The sequence below is a fragment of the Plantactinospora sp. BB1 genome (assembly GCF_003030385.1).
In the GTDB taxonomy this organism is placed as follows: domain Bacteria; phylum Actinomycetota; class Actinomycetes; order Mycobacteriales; family Micromonosporaceae; genus Plantactinospora.
Genome location: NZ_CP028159.1, coordinates 2,052,949 through 2,068,667 on the forward strand (window position 1 = coordinate 2,052,949; position 15,719 = coordinate 2,068,667).

At 73.1% G+C, this 15,719-nt stretch carries 12 protein-coding genes and 1 pseudogene; 9 read left to right on the forward strand and 4 right to left on the reverse strand.

The window, feature by feature from the left end; genetic code table 11:
- Nucleotides 1–4 precede the first annotated feature (4 nt).
- Nucleotides 5–2,164 carry a hypothetical protein gene (locus C6W10_RS08805; protein WP_107257643.1) on the reverse strand — a complete coding sequence of 720 codons (2,160 nt, stop codon included), beginning with the start codon at nucleotides 2,162–2,164 and terminating at the stop codon, nucleotides 5–7.
- 530 nt (nucleotides 2,165–2,694) lie between these two features.
- Between C6W10_RS08805 and C6W10_RS08810 the strand changes: the two genes are divergently transcribed.
- The 9 genes from C6W10_RS08810 (at nucleotide 2,695) to C6W10_RS08850 (ending at nucleotide 11,952) form a co-directional block, all read left to right on the forward strand.
- Nucleotides 2,695–3,399, forward strand: coding sequence for a permease prefix domain 1-containing protein (locus C6W10_RS08810; RefSeq protein WP_107257644.1), 705 nt, complete (start codon nucleotides 2,695–2,697; stop codon nucleotides 3,397–3,399).
- A gap of 43 nt (nucleotides 3,400–3,442) precedes the next feature.
- Complete coding sequence (locus tag C6W10_RS08815) at nucleotides 3,443–5,197, forward strand: hypothetical protein (protein ID WP_107257645.1); 1,755 nt, start codon at nucleotides 3,443–3,445, stop codon at nucleotides 5,195–5,197.
- Between the two features lie 78 nt (nucleotides 5,198–5,275).
- Nucleotides 5,276–6,691 carry an efflux RND transporter periplasmic adaptor subunit gene (locus C6W10_RS08820; protein WP_107257646.1) on the forward strand — a complete coding sequence of 472 codons (1,416 nt, stop codon included), beginning with the start codon at nucleotides 5,276–5,278 and terminating at the stop codon, nucleotides 6,689–6,691.
- A 137-nt stretch (nucleotides 6,692–6,828) separates the two neighbouring features.
- Nucleotides 6,829–7,758: an ABC transporter ATP-binding protein gene (locus C6W10_RS08825; RefSeq protein ID WP_107257647.1), complete on the forward strand. Its 930-nt coding sequence runs from the start codon at nucleotides 6,829–6,831 to the stop codon at nucleotides 7,756–7,758.
- Nucleotides 7,755–8,939, forward strand: coding sequence for an ABC transporter permease (locus C6W10_RS08830; RefSeq protein ID WP_107257648.1), 1,185 nt, complete (start codon nucleotides 7,755–7,757; stop codon nucleotides 8,937–8,939). The genes C6W10_RS08825 and C6W10_RS08830 overlap by 4 nt, the downstream gene beginning before the upstream one ends.
- A 173-nt stretch (nucleotides 8,940–9,112) precedes the next feature.
- Complete coding sequence (locus C6W10_RS08835; protein WP_101369425.1) at nucleotides 9,113–9,325, forward strand: helix-turn-helix domain-containing protein; 213 nt, start codon at nucleotides 9,113–9,115, stop codon at nucleotides 9,323–9,325.
- A 249-nt stretch (nucleotides 9,326–9,574) separates the two neighbouring features.
- The gene (locus tag C6W10_RS08840) at nucleotides 9,575–9,676 is read left to right on the forward strand and encodes a 30S ribosomal protein bS22 (protein ID WP_007465623.1); all 102 of its coding nucleotides are present in this window, start codon (nucleotides 9,575–9,577) and stop codon (nucleotides 9,674–9,676) included.
- Nucleotides 9,677–9,796: 120 nt separating this feature from the next.
- Nucleotides 9,797–10,921 carry an NAD-dependent epimerase/dehydratase family protein gene (locus C6W10_RS08845; RefSeq protein WP_107257649.1) on the forward strand — a complete coding sequence of 375 codons (1,125 nt, stop codon included), beginning with the start codon at nucleotides 9,797–9,799 and terminating at the stop codon, nucleotides 10,919–10,921.
- Complete coding sequence (locus tag C6W10_RS08850; RefSeq protein WP_107257650.1) at nucleotides 10,918–11,952, forward strand: lysophospholipid acyltransferase family protein; 1,035 nt, start codon at nucleotides 10,918–10,920, stop codon at nucleotides 11,950–11,952. The genes C6W10_RS08845 and C6W10_RS08850 overlap by 4 nt, the downstream gene beginning before the upstream one ends.
- A 24-nt stretch (nucleotides 11,953–11,976) precedes the next feature.
- On the opposite strand, the gene C6W10_RS08855 is transcribed toward C6W10_RS08850, so the two are convergent.
- The 3 genes and pseudogenes from C6W10_RS08855 to C6W10_RS08865 all read right to left on the reverse strand — a co-directional run bounded on the left by C6W10_RS08855 (nucleotide 11,977) and on the right by C6W10_RS08865 (nucleotide 15,171).
- On the reverse strand, nucleotides 11,977–12,855 hold the full coding sequence (locus tag C6W10_RS08855; RefSeq protein WP_107257651.1) for an HAD family phosphatase: 879 nt from the start codon (nucleotides 12,853–12,855) through the stop codon (nucleotides 11,977–11,979).
- 303 nt (nucleotides 12,856–13,158) lie between these two features.
- Nucleotides 13,159–14,049, reverse strand: a pseudogene (locus tag C6W10_RS08860) (DUF5667 domain-containing protein); the annotation flags it as partial.
- A 255-nt stretch (nucleotides 14,050–14,304) separates the two neighbouring features.
- On the reverse strand, nucleotides 14,305–15,171 hold the full coding sequence (locus tag C6W10_RS08865) for an ECF subfamily RNA polymerase sigma factor, BldN family (RefSeq protein WP_199854005.1): 867 nt from the start codon (nucleotides 15,169–15,171) through the stop codon (nucleotides 14,305–14,307).
- Between the last annotated feature and the right edge of the window lie 548 nt (nucleotides 15,172–15,719).

Here is a 15,719-nt window from a genome sequence, read left to right on the forward strand (position 1 = left end):
AGGATCAGGCGAAGCAGTTGTCGATCGTTTCCTTGCCGGCGCAGTTGTCGGGCCGGTTCTTGCTGATGACGGTGTCGTCGTCCACCCTGACCTTGGCGTGCTCGGCGAAGAGCCCGCCGCCCTTCTTGGTCGCGTCGTTCTCGACGATCTTGCTCTTCTTCAGTTCGAGCGAACCGCCCTCGACCGCGATGCCGCCACCGACCGAACGTGCGCCGACGGCGCTGTTCTTGCTGACCTCGGTGTTCCGCACGATCACCTCGGACTTCTCGGCGAAGATGCCGCCGCCGTCACCCCGGGTTGTGTTCTTGGTGATCTTGCTGTCGTCCACCGTGAGCAGGCCCTTGATGGTGGCGATGCCGCCGCCGTCCTTGGTGCCGAGGTTCTTGCTGACGTGCAGCCCCCGGACCGTGAGGGTGGCGTCCTTGTTGAAGAGGCCGCCGCCGACCTTCGCGGTGTTGCCGTTGACCTCGCCGTCCCAGACCTTGGTCCGGGCCGAGACGCTGGCGATGCCGCCGCCCTCTGCCGCGTTGTTGTGCTCGAAGGCGCTCTTGGTGATGTCGGCCGCCCCCTGGTAGTTGGCGAGCCCACCGCCGGCCTTGTCGGCGCTGTTGCTGAAGAACTCGGACTTCTCCACGGTGAGGACACCACCGTTGAGGATCCCGCCACCGTTGCCGGCGGAGTTGTTCTCCTCGAACTTGCTCTCCGCGACCGCCAGGTGGCCGTCGTTGAAGATCGCGCCGCCGCCGCCGTCCTTGGCGAGTGCGGTGCTGTCCGAGATGGTGACCCGCTTGACCTTGGCGCTGGCGCCGTGGTCGACCGAGATCGCGCCGCCGGTGTCCGCCCGCCCGTTCTCCAGGAAGACCTCGCTCAACTCCAGCTCCCCGCCGTCCCGGACGGTGAAGAAGCGGAAGTCCTTGGCGTAGCTGTCCCGGGTGATGGTCGCGCCCTCACCCTTGATCTTGATCGGGGCCTTGATCACCGGCAGACCGGACCGGTCGTTCTTCTTGTCGTGCTTCTTCTCGTCCTTCTTGCCGTTCTGGCTGCCCGCGGCCGCCGACGCGCCGGCAGGACCGTTGGCGGCGTCGGTCGGCGCCTTGCCGTAGTCCTTCTCGCCCTTGCCGTTGTGCTTCTCGCCGCTGTCGTCGTACGCGGTGAGCGTGTAGGTGCACTTCGGCGCGAGCTTGAGGCTGCCGCCGCCCTCGGCGTTGGCGTGCACCAGCGCGGCGATGAGCTTGTCGGGGTCGCACGGTACGGACGTCACCTTCTCGTCCTCGCGCTTGTCCGAACCGCAGCCCTCGCGGCCCTCCTGGGACCCGCCGTTCCAGCCCGAGCCCTCCGAGCCCGAGCCCTCCGAGCCGGAACCCTGCCAACCCGAGCCGTTCTCGCCGCCGCTCTGGGAGCCGCCGTGCCAACGAGAGCTGTCGGAGCCGGGAGTCTCCCCGGACGAGTCCTTCTCGTCGCCACCCTGCGATCCGCCCTGCGAGCCGCCCTGCCAGCCGGAACCGCCCTGCGATCCGCCCTGCGAGCCACCCTGCCAGCCGGAGCCGTTGGAGTCCTTGGAGTCCTTGTCGTCCTTGGAGCCCTCGTGCTTGTCCTTGGCGTCCTTGTCGTCCTTGGAACCCTCGTGCTTCTCCTTGGCGTCCTTGGACTCGGCGGCCGGTCCGGCCTTCGGGTCCTTGGTCGCGGTCGGTCCGGCCTTGGGGTCCTTGGTCGCCGTCGGTCCGGCCTTGGGGTCCTTCGACTCCTCGGGCTTCGCCTTCGAGTCCTTGGACTCGGCGGCCGGTCCGGCCTTCGGGTCCTTGGTCGCCGTCGGTCCGGCCTTCGGGTCCTTCGACTCCTCCGGCTTCGCCTCCTCGGGCTTCGCCTTCGAGTCCTTCGTGTCGCGTGGCGCGGCCTTCGACTCTTCGGCCTTCTTGTCGTCGTGGCCCTGCCGGCCACCGCCGGGCTTGCAGTAGTCCTGCCAGTTGCCACCCTGGGAGTCCTCGCCACCCTCGTGCTTGCCGTTCGGGTCCTTGGGATCTTCGTGCTTGCCCCGGTCCCTGCCTTCGTCGCCCTTGTCGTCGTTGGCGGCGGCGACGATCGACAACTGCCCCAGGTCCACGTCTGCCAGGCCCTTGTCACCGGCCAGGGTGGCGACACCGGCCAGGCCGGCCGCGCCGGCCACCAGGCTGCCGGCGACGATGCCGCCGGCTAAGAACCACCGGGACCGACGCCTTTTCGGCCGAGTCGTGGGCTGACGGGGATCCGGGTGGCTCCCTTGGAATTCGGACATCAAGCTCCCTGCCTTTCGAATACAAGACACGGCCGCACCATCTGGGGCGCGGAGGGCCACAAATAGGTTGTAGCCACTTAAGGTCACCGTACGGTGCTCTTCAGTGCATGGCGGGCCTATATGAAGAAAACCCACGAACCAGTGGAATTAAGGGCTCTGAGCGCTCGAAAAGCGCTAACCGGATAGATGCGGGGCAGATCGTGGCAATCCAATTTCGGGCAGAAAAAAGCAGACGGTGACGGCTTTGGACGGACCTCTCTTAACGGCCGAGTCATCCGGCGAGGGCACAATTCGTACATCGAGCGCAGGCGGCGCAGGCGGCTCATCCGGCGCGGTCGGGCGGTGGCCGCGTGAAACGGGTCGGATCGAGGTCAGGGTTCCTCCGGATGGCCGCCCGCCCCCGGTCGGGAGAGACTGAACCGGTGACCGCCCCGATCGACGACTACGTCCGCGCGGTCGGCGACCGGTTGCGCGGTGCCGCGAGGTTGCGGGCCGACATGCTGGCCGAGATCCGGGACGCGCTGGTCGACGCCGCCGAGGCGTACCGGCACGACGGCCAGACCGCCACGGAGGCGCAACGACTGGCCGTCCGGGAGTTCGGTTCGGCGCAGCGGATCGCGGCCGGGCTACAGGACGTGCTGGCGGTGGCACAGGGGCGGCGTACGGCGCTGCTGCTCCTCGGAGTGCTCGGCGCCCAGTACGGCACGACGGAACTGTTGGGCCGGATCGGCGGCTGGCAGCAGTTCTGGGACGGCGCGCAGCCCGGGGCGGCGTACCTGTGGCTGGCCCGGGCGACGGACACCTTCGCCGGACTCGCCCTCGGCGCCGCCCTGGTGGCGGTCGTCCTGCTGCGTTGGGGGCCACGGCACTTCGACATCCGGCCGGCGGCGATCCGGCTCACCGCCGTACTCGCCTCGGTGGTGGTCGCGGTGACCATGGTCTGCGGCGTCCTGCTCGCCGTACTGCCGCCCGGGAACGGAGGCGTGCAGGCGCTGGTCGGCGGGGTCGGCTCGGCTGTCTCGTCGGCCCTGCTGCTCGGCTCGGCACGACACTGCTGGCAGGCCGCCGCCGAGCGGCCGTACTCCCGACCGGCGGCGCGACTGGCCGGGTCGTGGGCGGGCCGCTGAGGGCAGGTTCGCACGGCTGGACGATTGGTCGTACTCTCCGGCCGTGACCGACGGGGACTACCACCACCGCCCACCGGCCGACCAAGAGCCGCGGATCGGCTATCCACCGGCCGACAGCCCGCCCTCGGAGTGGCGGCGCCCGGGCGGTGAGCCGTCCTCCGCGCCCGAACCGGTCGGGCTCGGCCTTCCGCCGGTGAGCGGTTATCCGGTGCGGCCCACCGGTTACGAGCCGGACCCCGGCCGCCACCAGCCGACCCAGCCCGCCTACCAGCCGGCCGGCTACCCCCCGGCCGGCGGGTACGGCCAGCCGCCGACCGGGTACCCGATGCCCGGCGGTCATGCGATGCCGGGCGGTTATCCGGTGCCCGGCGGTCATTCGTCGGCCGGCGGCTATCCGGTGCCCGGCAGTCATCCGTCGCCCGGCGGTTATCCGGTGCCGGGCGGCTATCCGGTGCCGGGCGGACATCCGGTGCCCGGCGGCTACGGGCCGGCGCCGGCCGATCTTCTGCCGCCACCGCGTCGGCGCCGGTGGCCGCTCTGGGTGGGCCTCGGTACCGTCGTGGCCCTGCTGCTCTGCGCGGCGCCAGTCGCGATCGGGGCTGCGGTGCTCGACCGGGTGTCCGGCCCGACCGGCCCGACCGGCGGTGCCGGTGCGGCGGCCAGCCCGAAGGCCGGCGACCCGGTCTCGGTCACCGGCGACTGGCTCACCGAGCAGATCCGCAGCCTGCTCGACGGGCAGGCGAAGGCGCTGCTCGGCGGCGACGAGAGCGGCTACGTCGGGCTCGCCGAGCCGAACACGGCGATCGCCCGGCAACTCCGGCGCGAATTCCGGACCCTGCGGGCGATGCGGGTCAGCAAGTGGGAGCCGAAACTGCTGGGCCAGGTGGTCAAGCTCGACACGGGCGGCGAGTGGCGGGCCAACCTCACCGTCGCGCACTGCTTCGTGAGCCCCGGCTGCGAACCGAACGAGATCACCATGGTCACCCGGTGGAAGGACAGCGCCGGGCAGCCGCGACTCTCCGCGATCGACACCGACCGGGCCGGCGGACCGGGACGGCCACGGCCCTGGGAGAGCGACGAACTGGTCGCCTCGATCGGGGACCGCACCCTGGTCGCCGCGCCCCGGGCGTTCCGGGACCGGCTGCCCGACCTGCTGCGCGAGGGAGAGCGGGCGGCCAAGGTCGCCGACCGGTACGCCGTGGACGGCTCGCCGCCGGAGCGCTACCTGATCTTCTACGCCGGCCCGAACGAGTGGAGCCGCTGGTACGGCGGCAACCGGCCGGACTGGACCGCCGGATACGCCGTACCGGTCGGTGACGACCAGTACGACCTGGTGCTCAACTCCAAGGCCGTGGTGCCGGGCCAGTACGCCGACCTGATGCGGCACGAGCTGACCCACGCCTCCTCGCTGGCCGGAGCCGAACAGATCGACGACGACGCCTGGTGGCTGGTGGAGGGACTCGCCGAGCAGGCGGCGGCGGGTGGCAAGGCGGCGAGCCGGTACGGCAGCCTCGACGACGTCGACCGGCTGGTCGGCTCGGGCTGGAACGGCAAGCTGGCGGACGTCGCGCCGAGCAGGGGCTCCGAGGACTGGCACGTCGCCGGCAGTTACGGCGTCGGCTATCTCGCCGTACGGCATCTCGTGGACCGGTTCGGCGAGAAGGACGTACTCGCCTTCTTCAAACTGGTGGTGCACGACGGCAGGGCGGAGGCGGAGGCGTCCCAGGAGGCGTTCGGCCGGGACTGGTCGAAGCTGCACGACGAGTGCGTGGCGTACGTGAAGAGGACCGCCTCCTAGATCAGGTGCAGGTCAGCGGGCTCGCCCGGCCCGCGCGTCGGGCCGGCGGGGGGCGGCGGTAGCTCGTACCATGGCGGCGTGCGTCGCGCCTCTCCGCCGCGCCTGTCCGCAGCACCGCGGCCCCGTCGCCCCGTCATCTCCGCCACCCTCGTCGCCGCCACCGTCCTGTTCGGCCTCTCCGCGGCCTCCTGTGAGTCCGACGAGCAGGTCGGGCTGGCCAGTGTGGAGCGGGCCGACGTCGCCGAACTGGTCGACGCGCCGGCCAGCGTCACCGCGCGGGCGGCGGCGACCCTGAGCGCCCCCGCCGACGGCACCCTGGCCGAGTTGCGGGTCAGGCCCGGTGCCCAGGTCAGGGCCGGCCGGGTGCTCGCGGTCATCCACTCGCCCTCGGCCCGGGACCGGCTGGCCAAGGCCCGCCGGGCCCTCGACGCGGCCCGGAGCGCCGGGCGGGGCGTCGGCGGCGGGGCCGACCTGGCCCGGTTGCGTCGCGGCACCGACCGGGCGGCGGATCAGGCGTTCCGGGCGGCCCGGGACGCCGCCGACAAGCTCACCGACCCGGGCGCGCGGGCCGTGCTGCTCGCCCAGGTCCGGGTCGCGGAGCGGCAGTACGAGGCGGCGGCCGAGACGGCCAGCACGGCGGTACGCGCCGTCCAGCGCGGCGTCGCCGGGCTGAACTCGGCGGTACGGGCCCTCTCGGCCGCCCAGCGTCTCCAGGCCGAGCAGGCGTACGACCTGGCGAAGGCGACCGTCGACGCGCTGGTGCTGCGGGCGCCGATCGGCGGGGTGGTGCAGCTCGGCGGTGCGGCGTCGCCGGCTGCCCCGGGTTCGGCCGAGGCGCTCGCCGGGCTGCTGGGCGCGACCGGTGGGCTCGGTGCGCCCGCCGGGGTCGACCCGGCCGGTGCGCTCGGCGGTGGCGCCCCGGCCGCGCCGGTGGCCGGTGTCGACGGCACGGTGCCGGTCGGCGGCCGGGTGAGCGCGGGTACCCCGATCCTGACCGTGGTGGACCTGACCGACCTCGGCCTGGTCGCCGAGGTCGACGAGACCGACGTGCTGCTGGTCGGCCAGGGGGTGCCGGCGAGCGTGGAGCTGGACGCCGCGACCGGGGCGGAATATCCGGCCCGGGTCCGCTCGGTCGACGTACTGCCGACCGCGTCGGCCCGGGGCGGCGTCACGTACCGGGTACGGCTCTCGCTCGGCTCCGGGCGTTTCGCCGACGGGCGGGCCGCGCCGGCACCGCGCCCCGGGATGAGCGCGGTGGTCCGGCTCCGGGTCCGCGAGGCGGCCGGCGCGGTGACCGTACCGGCGGCGGCGCTCCACTCGGACCAGGGACGGGACGCGGTCTGGGTGGTCGAGGACGGGATCGCCGAGCAGGTGCCGGTGACGGTCGGGGTGCAGGGCCAGGATCTGGTGCAGATCGTCAGCGGGGTGCAGCCGGGCCAGCAGGTGGTGGTCAGCGGCGGCGACCAGGTGCGCCCCGGCGAGCGGGTACGTTGACCGGGCCGCCGACGGATGGCTCCGGCGCTCCGAGAGCCGGCGCCCCGCCAGCCGGCGCCCCGTCAGCCGGCGCCCCGTCAGCCGGCGGGCCGTCAGCCGGTGATCCGCCAGCCGGCGGGGCGGCCCGGCGGTCGGGGGTGGCGGTCGAGGCGGTGGACCTGGTCCGGACGTACGAGCTGGGCGGGGTCTCGGTGGCCGCGCTGCGCGGCGTCTCGCTGACCATCGCGGCCGGTGACTACCTGGCGGTCGTCGGGCCGTCCGGGTCGGGCAAGTCGACCCTGATGCACCTGCTCGGCGGCTTGGACCGGCCCACCGCCGGCCGGCTGGTGATCGGCGGCCGGGACGTCGCCACGCTGGACGCCGGGGAGCTCGCCACGCTGCGCAACGAGACCATCGGCTTCGTCTTCCAGTCGTTCCACCTGCTGCCCCGGACCTCCGCGCTCGACAACGTGGCGCTGCCGCTGGTCTACCGGGGCATCGGCGGCCGGCGGCGGCGGGAGCTGGCGGCGGCGATGCTGGGCCGGGTCGGCCTCGGGCACCGGCTGGAGCACCGGCCCAACCAGCTCTCCGGCGGCGAACAGCAGCGGGTGGCGATCGCCCGGGCCCTGGTCACCGACCCGGTACTGCTGCTCGCCGACGAGCCGACCGGCAACCTGGACAGCGCCACCGGCGAGTCCGTGCTGACCCTGCTGGAGGAGTTGAACGCCTCCGACGGGGTGGCGCTGGTGCTGGTCACCCACGACCGGGAGGTCGCCGAGCGGGCGCACCGGCAGATCACGATGCGCGACGGCCGGGTGCTGACGTCGGCGGGGGAGCCGGAACCGGCGACGCCCGTACCACCGGCGGCGGAGGCGGATACCCCGACGGCCGTGCCGGCGGCGCGGCGCGGGCCTGAGATAGTAGATCCCGCTCCCAGCGCGGAGCCCCGACGAGCGTCCGGAAGCGACTCGGGGCACCCGTTCGGTGGCTTCGGTGGCGCCACCGAAGCCACCGGACGCCGCGGTGCGGCGGACGCCCCGGCCGGGACCGGTGGGGCCACCGCCCCCGGATCGGGGAGCGGCTCGTGAGGATCGCCGAGGCGTGGCGGGTCGCGCTGGACGCCCTGCGGGCGAACCGGCTGCGCAGCATGCTCACCATGCTCGGGGTGGTGATCGGGGTGGCCGCCGTGGTGGTGCTGGTCGCCATCGGCACCGGCGCCAAGCGGGAGGTGGAGCAGCAGGTCGAGGGGCTCGGCTCCAACCTGCTGGTCGTGGTGCCCGGCCGGCTCGACTTCGGGGCGGCACCGGCGGTCTCCCGGCTCTCCCTCGCCGACGTCGAGGCGGTCAACCGGGTGGTCGGCGACCCGCGCCGGGTGGCGGTCACGGTCACCTCCGGCGAGACGGTACGCGCCGGCACCCGCTCGGCGTTCACCACCGTGCAGGGGGTACTCGAAACCACGCCGGAGGTCTTCGTCCGGGAACTCGACCGGGGCGGCTACCTCACGGCGTCCGATGTGGACACCAGTCGCCGGGTCGCGGTGCTCGGGTCCACGGTCGCCGGTACCCTCTTCGGCGACCGGGAGCCGGTCGGGCAGCAGGTCGCGATCGCCGGCGTACGGTTCCGGGTGATCGGGGTCTTCGCCCCGCTCGGCCAGAGCCTCGGGGTGGACCGGGACGACGAGGTGCACATCCCGGTCACCGCCGCGCACCGGCTCTACGGCACCCAGCGGATCGACGGGATCGCGATCAAGGCGCCGGACCGGGAGGAGATCGACGACCTCGGTGCCCGGGTGGTCGCCGAACTGACCCGGCGACACCCCGACACCGAGTTCAGCGCGGTGACCCAGGAGCAGATCCTCGGCGTACTCGGCGACATCCTCGGCGTGTTGACCGGGGTGCTGGCCGCGATCGCCGGCATCTCGCTGCTGGTCGGCGGGGTGGGGGTCTCCAACATCATGCTGGTCTCGGTACGCGAGCGGACCCGGGAGATCGGCCTGCGCAAGGCGGTCGGCGCCCGGCCCCGGGACATCGGGGTCCAGTTCCTGCTGGAGGCGGTACTGCTGACCGCGCTCGGCGGGGTGCTCGGGATGGCGCTCGGGGTGGGCGCCGCGCTGCTGGTGGCCGCCCTCTCCCCGGTACCGGCGGTGGTCACCTGGTGGTCGCTGGCGCTCTCGTTCGGCGTGTCGGCGGCGGTCGGGATCATCTTCGGGGTGGTACCGGCGCAGCGAGCCGGGCGGTTGGACCCGGTGATCGCCCTTCGCGCCGAATGAGCACGGATGACTCGTTCCCAGGCGTCGACCGGCGAGCCAGTGATGATCAATTGCCCGAAGGGATCGCGCCGGTCACAGCCGCCCCGTTACCGTACTGGTAACACGCGCGTAGCTGCGGCGCGGAAGCATCCGTCGGGCGGCACGCGCCGGGGATTGGGATGGGTTGGTGAGCCATGGCAGGATCACCACAGCCGGACAGCCGAATGCCGGAGGTCAGGTTTCTGACCGTCGCCGAGGTGGCGACGCTGATGCGGGTCTCGAAGATGACGGTCTACCGGCTGGTGCACTCCGGCGAGCTGACCGCCGTGCGGGTCGGGCGGTCGTTCCGGGTGCCGGAGCACGCCGTGCACGACTACCTGCGCGGTGCCTTCCAGGAGACCGCCTGACGGCGCAGCCGTGATGTCGCGACGGTTCCGGAGCGTTCCGGGCGGTTCCGCACGGGGGCCGGGCGGTTCCCCGTGGGGGCGCTTTGGCCCGGCTGACGGCCGAGGGCTAGTCTGGACCGCGACCGTGGCCACGTGCCGATATGGGTGCGAGCCCGTAGTGCCGGCCCGGTCCGTTGTCCAGCTCGGTAACCGGCCGCACCTCCGGGTGGGGCCGGTCCGATCAGCACGTCGCATCAGAAGGGCTGTCGTATGGGCTCGGTGGTCAAGAAGCGCCGCAAGCGCATGGCCAAGAAGAAGCACCGCAAGCTGCTGCGCAAGACCCGCGTCCAGCGTCGCCGTCTCGGCAAGTGACCCCGGCCGGGCGCCTGCCCGGCCGGCGGTGAGCCGTCCAGACTGTCGACCTTCGGAGGCCCACGTGACGACGTCGCGGCGGTCCGGGTCCGGCCCGGGTCGTCCCGCGCGGAGCGCGAGGTGACCCCCGGTAGCACCCCCGGTGCGCCGGGGGTCGTCGTGGTGACCGGGGTCAGCAGGTTCCTCGGCGCCCACGTGGCGGCGCGGCTGGTCGCAGACGACCGGATCGCCCGGGTCGTCGGTCTCGACGTGCACGAGCCTGCGCCCGAGATCGCCGGGCTGCTCGACGGCGTCGAGCGGGTCCGCGCCGACGCCGGTGCGGTGAGCAGCATCGTCGAGGAGCTGGACGCCGACGCCGTGGTGCACCTGGCGCTGGTCACGGCCGCCGACCCGCAGCAGGGCGGCCGGGCGGCGATGAAGGAGCAGAACGTCATCGGCACGATGCAGCTGCTCGCCGCCGCCCAGCGGGCGCCCCGGCTGCGCAAGCTGGTCGTCCGGTCGTCGACCGCCGCCTACGGGGCGTCGTTCCGGGATCCGGCGGTCTTCACCGAGGACACCGAGCCCCGGGCCGTGCCGCGCGGCGGCTTCGCCCGGGACATCCTCGACATCGAGGGGTACGTCCGCGGTTTCCGGCGGCGCCGCCCCGACGTGACCGCCACCGTGCTGCGCTTCGCGCCGTTCATCGGCTCGATGGCGAACACCACGCTGACCCGGTACTTCGCCCAGCCCGTGGTGCCGACCGTGCTCGGCCGGGACCCGAGGCTCCAGTTCGTGCACTTCGACGACGTACTGGAGGTGCTGCACCGGTCGGTGGTGGAGGAGCACCCGGGGACCTTCAACGTCGCCGGGCCGGGAGTGCTGGCGCTCTCCCAGGCGATCCGCCGGGCCGGCCGGGTCGCCCTGCCGGTGGTGGAGCCGGGGCTCTCCGGCGCGGCCGGGCTCGCCCGGGTGCTCGGCTTCGCCCGCTACGGCCTGGACCAGGTCGACCTGTTCGTGCACGGCCGGGTGGTCGACACCACCAGGCTCAGCACGGAGTTCGGGTTCACCCCGAGGTCGACCGCCGCCGCCTTCGAGGAGTTCATCGCGAGCCACCGGGAGGGGACGGTGCTCGGGCCGGAGCAGCTCCGTCGGGCCGAGCAGGCGATCATTGACGGCATCCGGCAGACCCGGGCCACGGTCCGGGACCGGATCGCGCAGCTCGACGCGGCCGACGGTGCCGGACCGGCCGAGCGGGGCGGACGATGACCGGCGACGGCAGCGCGGACGACCGGCGTAACGGCACCGGAAACGGGGAGGCCGCAGGGGTGCAGCACGATCCGGAGAGCACGGCCGGCCGGCGGTACGGGGTACCCCCGGAGGCGGACGGCACGGAGCTGGACCGGCCGGCGCGGCGCAACGGGCACCGGCCCGGGCCGCCCGTGCCGGACGAGTCCGGCGACGTCTGGGACCGGCGGGTCGCCGCCGGGCTGGCCTTCCTGCGCCGACGCCTCTCCGGGCAGTACGAGGTCGACGAGTTCGGCTTCGACCCCGAGCTGACCGACCAGGTCTTCTATCCGGTGCTGCGCCGGCTCTACCGCGACTGGTTCCGCACCGAGGTCTCCGGCGTGCACCACCTGCCGGTCGACGGCGCCGGACTGGTGGTCGGCAACCACTCCGGCACGGTCGCGATGGACGCGCTGGTGCTGGCCGCCGTGCTGCACGACCGGCACCCGAAGCACCGCTACCTGCGGCTGCTCGGCGCCGACCTGGTCTTCCGGATGCCGGTCGTCTCCGAGCTGGTCCGCAAGACCGGCGGCACCGTCGCCTGCAACTCGGACGCGGAGCGGCTGCTCGGCCGGGGTGAACTCGTCGGCGTCTTCCCCGAGGGCTTCAAGGGCGTCGGCAAGCTCTACGCGGACCGCTACAAGCTGCAACGGTTCGGCCGGGGCGGCTTCGTCTCCGCCGCCCTCCGCACCGGTACCCCGATCGTGCCGGTGGCGATCGTCGGGGCCGAGGAGACGTACCCGATGCTCGCCGACATCAAGCCGCTGGCCCGGCTGCTCAAGCTGCCGTACTTTCCGGTGACGCCGACCTTCCCCTGGCTCGGCCCGCTCGGCGCGGTGCCGCTGCCCAGCAAGTGGCTGATCCAGTTCTGCCCGCCGATCCCCACCGAGCACCTGGTCGACTCCGCCGACGATCCGCTGGTGGTCTTCAACCTCGCCGACCAGGTCCGCGAGACCATCCAGCAGACCCTGCACGAGTTGCTGGAGAAGCGTCCCGACCCGTTCGGCCCCTGAGCCGCGCCCCGGACGCCGGACCGGTCACCGGGCCAGCCGGCGACGCATCGCCAGCCCCGCCGTCACCGCGCCGGCCACCAGCCCGGCGGCGACGGTCGAGGGTACGGCGATCCGGGCCGCCTTCCGTCCGGTCCGGAAGTCGTGCACCGACCAACCGTGCTCGCGGGCGTGCCGCAGCAGCGTGCCGTCCGGGTTGATCGCCACCGCCCGACCGACGGCGGAGAGCATCGGCAGGTCGTTGGCGGAGTCGCTGTACGCGGCGCAGCGCGCCAGGTCCAGCCCCTCCACGGTGGCGAGCTGCACCACCGCGTCCGCCTTGGCCGGCCCGTGCATCAGGTCGCCGACCAGCCGCCCGGTGTAGGCGCCGTCGCGGATCTCGGCGACGGTGCCGATCGCGCCGGTCAGGCCGAGCCGGGCCGCGATGATCCGGCCGATCTCCACCGGTGCGGCGGTGACCAGCCAGACCCGCTGGCCGGCGTCGAGGTGCTGCTGGGCCAGGGCCCGGGTGCCGGCCCAGATCCGGGGCGCCATCAACTCGTCGAAGATCTCCGCGGTGAGCCGCTCGACGTCCTCGACCCGCCAGCCGGCCACGAAGGCCAGCGCCGCCTCCTTGACCCGGGACATGCTGCCGGCGTGCTCGACGGCGAGTACCCGGAACCGGAGCTGTTGCCAGGCGAACCGGGCCAGGTCGCCGGTGGTGAGGTAGTTCCGGGCCGCCAGGCCACGGGCGAACCAGTAGATGGAGGCGCCCTGCATCACCGTGTTGTCCACGTCGAAGAAGGCGGCGGCGTCGGGATCGGTCCGGGCCGGCTCCGCCGGTGGGGCGTCCGGTCCCGCCTCGGCCCAGCCGGCGGTGTGACCGTGGTCGTCGGTGCTGACCGTCACCTTGCGCGCCCGGGCCACGCGGGAACCTCCTCGCTACGCGTACACAGCGAGGGTAGCCGGATCGGCGCGGGCGCACCCGGAGTCCGGGGCAGCGGCCGACGTACGGGCCGGTGCGGAGGGTCAGCCGCCGACCCGGTGTACGGGTTCGGTGGTGCTGCGGTCCCGTACCGCCGGTGGCTGCTCGGGGCTGGGCGTCGCGGCGGGTGGCCGGGGTGCCGTACTCCGGTCCGGGGCACGCGGCGCCTCCTCCTCCGGGGTACGGCTGCCGCCGTCGCCCTCGGCCGCCGAGGGGGGCGGCTCCACCGGGGTACCGACCGGGCCACGGCCGGACGGGCAGGTCCGGGGCAGTGGACCGATCGAGTCGGCCCGGCCGATCGCGCCGACCCGGCAGATCAGCGCGGCCCGGAGGCTCTCGGAGCGGGTCTGTACGTCGTCGAGGAGTTTCAGCGACTCGTTGGCCCGGCTGCGGGTGGCCCGGGTGGTGTCCTCGAAGAGGCGGGCGACCTGCGGTCGCTGCTCATGCAGGAAGGTGTCCACGGCGTCCAGCGCCGACGGGTCCTGACGTTGCACCGCCGCGCTGGTCAGCAGCTTGACGCCCTGTCGGGTGTCGGCGTCCATGTCCTCCAGGACGGCGGAGAAGCCGAAGTTCTGGCCGCCGACCGCGACCGCCTCGGCGAGCCGGGTACGCGCGAAGTCGAGGAAGAGCTGCCCGCGACTCAGGTCGGAGCTGGCCAGGGCGAGCTGGGCGCGTTCGGTGTGCCGCTTCATGCCGTAGAGCGCGTCACCGGGTACGGCGTTCTCGCTGGCGGCGGACATTCCGGAGACGGCGATCGCGCCGACGGCGACCCCGATGACGACGGCTCCACGGGCCCGGGCCCGGGTGCGTGGGCCCCGGAACGCGGGCTGACCGGTCCGGCGGGTGGCGGGTTGACCACCGCCGTCGACGATGGCGTCGTCGGTGGCGGTCGCGCCGATTCCCTCCCGCTCGGCGGTGGCGACGAGCATGGCGCGCAGGCCGGCCCGGAAGTCGGGGTCGACCTCGACGGTGGACTGGACGTCGCGGAGTCGTTCGCCGATGGCCAGGGGCTGCGCCAGGTCGTCGTCGAGGCGGGACCGGACGTGGTGGCGACGGCCTCCGTTGGCCTCGTCGAGCAGCTGCGCGAAGCGCTCGGCGCGTTGGCGGTAGAAGGTCTTCCAACTCACCGCCGACACCTCCCTTCGCTGGTCGCGATGCTGCGGTCGGCGTCGTCTCGCCGTCCGGGTACGACGGTGGCTGACCTCAGGATCGGGCCACGGTGCCCGGGGTCCGATCCGTTCTCCGACCGACCGGTCGGCGGGATCTGAGGCCAACCACCGGTCGCACCCGGACAAACGGTCGGCGGGGGCGACCGGTTACGGCCCGGCGGCGGGAAATACTACGAAGAGTGAGCGGAGTCACGGAGCGTCGGCGCTGGCCCTGGGAGCGCTTCACGGACGGAATCCGTCCGGCAGCAACCGGGCCAGCGCCCGCACCGCGCGGTATTGAAGGGCCTTGATCGCGCCCTCGTTCTTCCCCATCGCCTGGGCGGTCTCCGCCACGGAGAAACCCTGTAGGAATCGCAGAACGATGCATTCCTGCTGCTCGGGGTTGAGTTGCTTGACGGCGGTCAGCAGGGCGACGTTGGTGATGTGCTCGACGACGGCCGCCTCCGGGCTCCCCTCCGGACCCCGATCCTCGCGGTCCGCATCCAGAACATCACCCGTAGTAACTTCCAGGCGGTAGCGACCGGACTTGAAATGGTCCGCGACCAGGTTCCGGGCGATCGTCACCAGCCAGGCGCCCAGGTCACGGCCCTGCCAGGTGAAGCTGCCGATCCGTTTCAGCGCCCGTAGGAAGGTGTCCGAGGTGAGGTCCTCGGCGAGCTGCCGGTTGCCGACCCGGAAGTAGACGAACCGGAAGACCGTGTCGACGTACCGGTCGTAGATCAGGCCGAACGCCTCCGGCTCACCGGCCTGGGCCCGTTCCACCAGCGCCCAGACCTCCCGGGCCGGGTCCGACGGGTCCGGGCGGTCCGGATAACCGGTCGGCGTACCGCCGCCCGAACCGGTCGAGGTCTCGGTCGCCGGCACCACCGGCAGGATCGCCGTCTCGGTCTCCGGCACCTCGGGCCGGGCGGGCGGTGCCGCCGTACCCGGCTGGGCGGGCATCGCCGGCCGGGCCGGACTGGCCACCCGGCCGCCGACCGGCCGCGCGTTGCCGCCCGGGTTGTTGTGCCGGGTCGGCGTCTCGTTCGGATGTGGACGGTTCCGGATCCGCTTCGAGCCCCCGTCGCCGCGCACCGCCAGGCTCAGCATGTCGTCCATGGACGCGCGGAGCCGGTCGAGGCCCTGGGTGAGGGCGAGGCGGGTGTTCCGTGGCCCGCCGCCGGATGCTCCGTCGACGTATCCGTATGTGCTCACTGGACCTCCCCGGCCGGCCGAGGCCGCGGGACCGGTCGCCGGAACCGGGCCGCGATGGGGGCCGTACCCGCGCCGGGGTCGGCGCGATCCGGCACGGCAGTTCCGGGGTGCGCCGTACGACGGCACACGCCCCACAGCTGCTGGTGCAGTGCTCTCACAGGCACGGCGGCCTCCTCGGGCTGAGGGGTGTCGACTCACGGCAAAAGGGGTGAGCCGACCCGAGTGATGATAGGGCCAACGTCACCCATGTGCGGCAAGTCCGTTACACAGAGCCAAAGTATTTCCGCCAAGCCACCCGAACGGGGCGCACAGCTTGTGCGTTGTCAGATGCCTGACAGTGCGGTATCAAGAGCCCTGAGCAGGGGAAACGTGCAGACACGCCAATGCGCGACGGGCCTTGGGCGCGCCGTCGCGAACGTGTTAGAAGCTGTCCACCGCACGGG

Bases quoted from the DNA above. Each gene is read 5' to 3' on its own strand.
- C6W10_RS08835 (WP_101369425.1), top strand. From the start codon at position 9,113: ATGGCAGGATCACCACAGCCGGACAGCCGAATGCCGGAGGTCAGGTTT.
- C6W10_RS08865 (WP_199854005.1), bottom strand. From the start codon at position 15,171: ATGCTGAGCCTGGCGGTGCGCGGCGACGGGGGCTCGAAGCGGATCCGG.
- C6W10_RS08840 (WP_007465623.1), top strand. From the start codon at position 9,575: ATGGGCTCGGTGGTCAAGAAGCGCCGCAAGCGCATGGCCAAGAAGAAG.
- C6W10_RS08850 (WP_107257650.1), top strand. From the start codon at position 10,918: ATGACCGGCGACGGCAGCGCGGACGACCGGCGTAACGGCACCGGAAAC.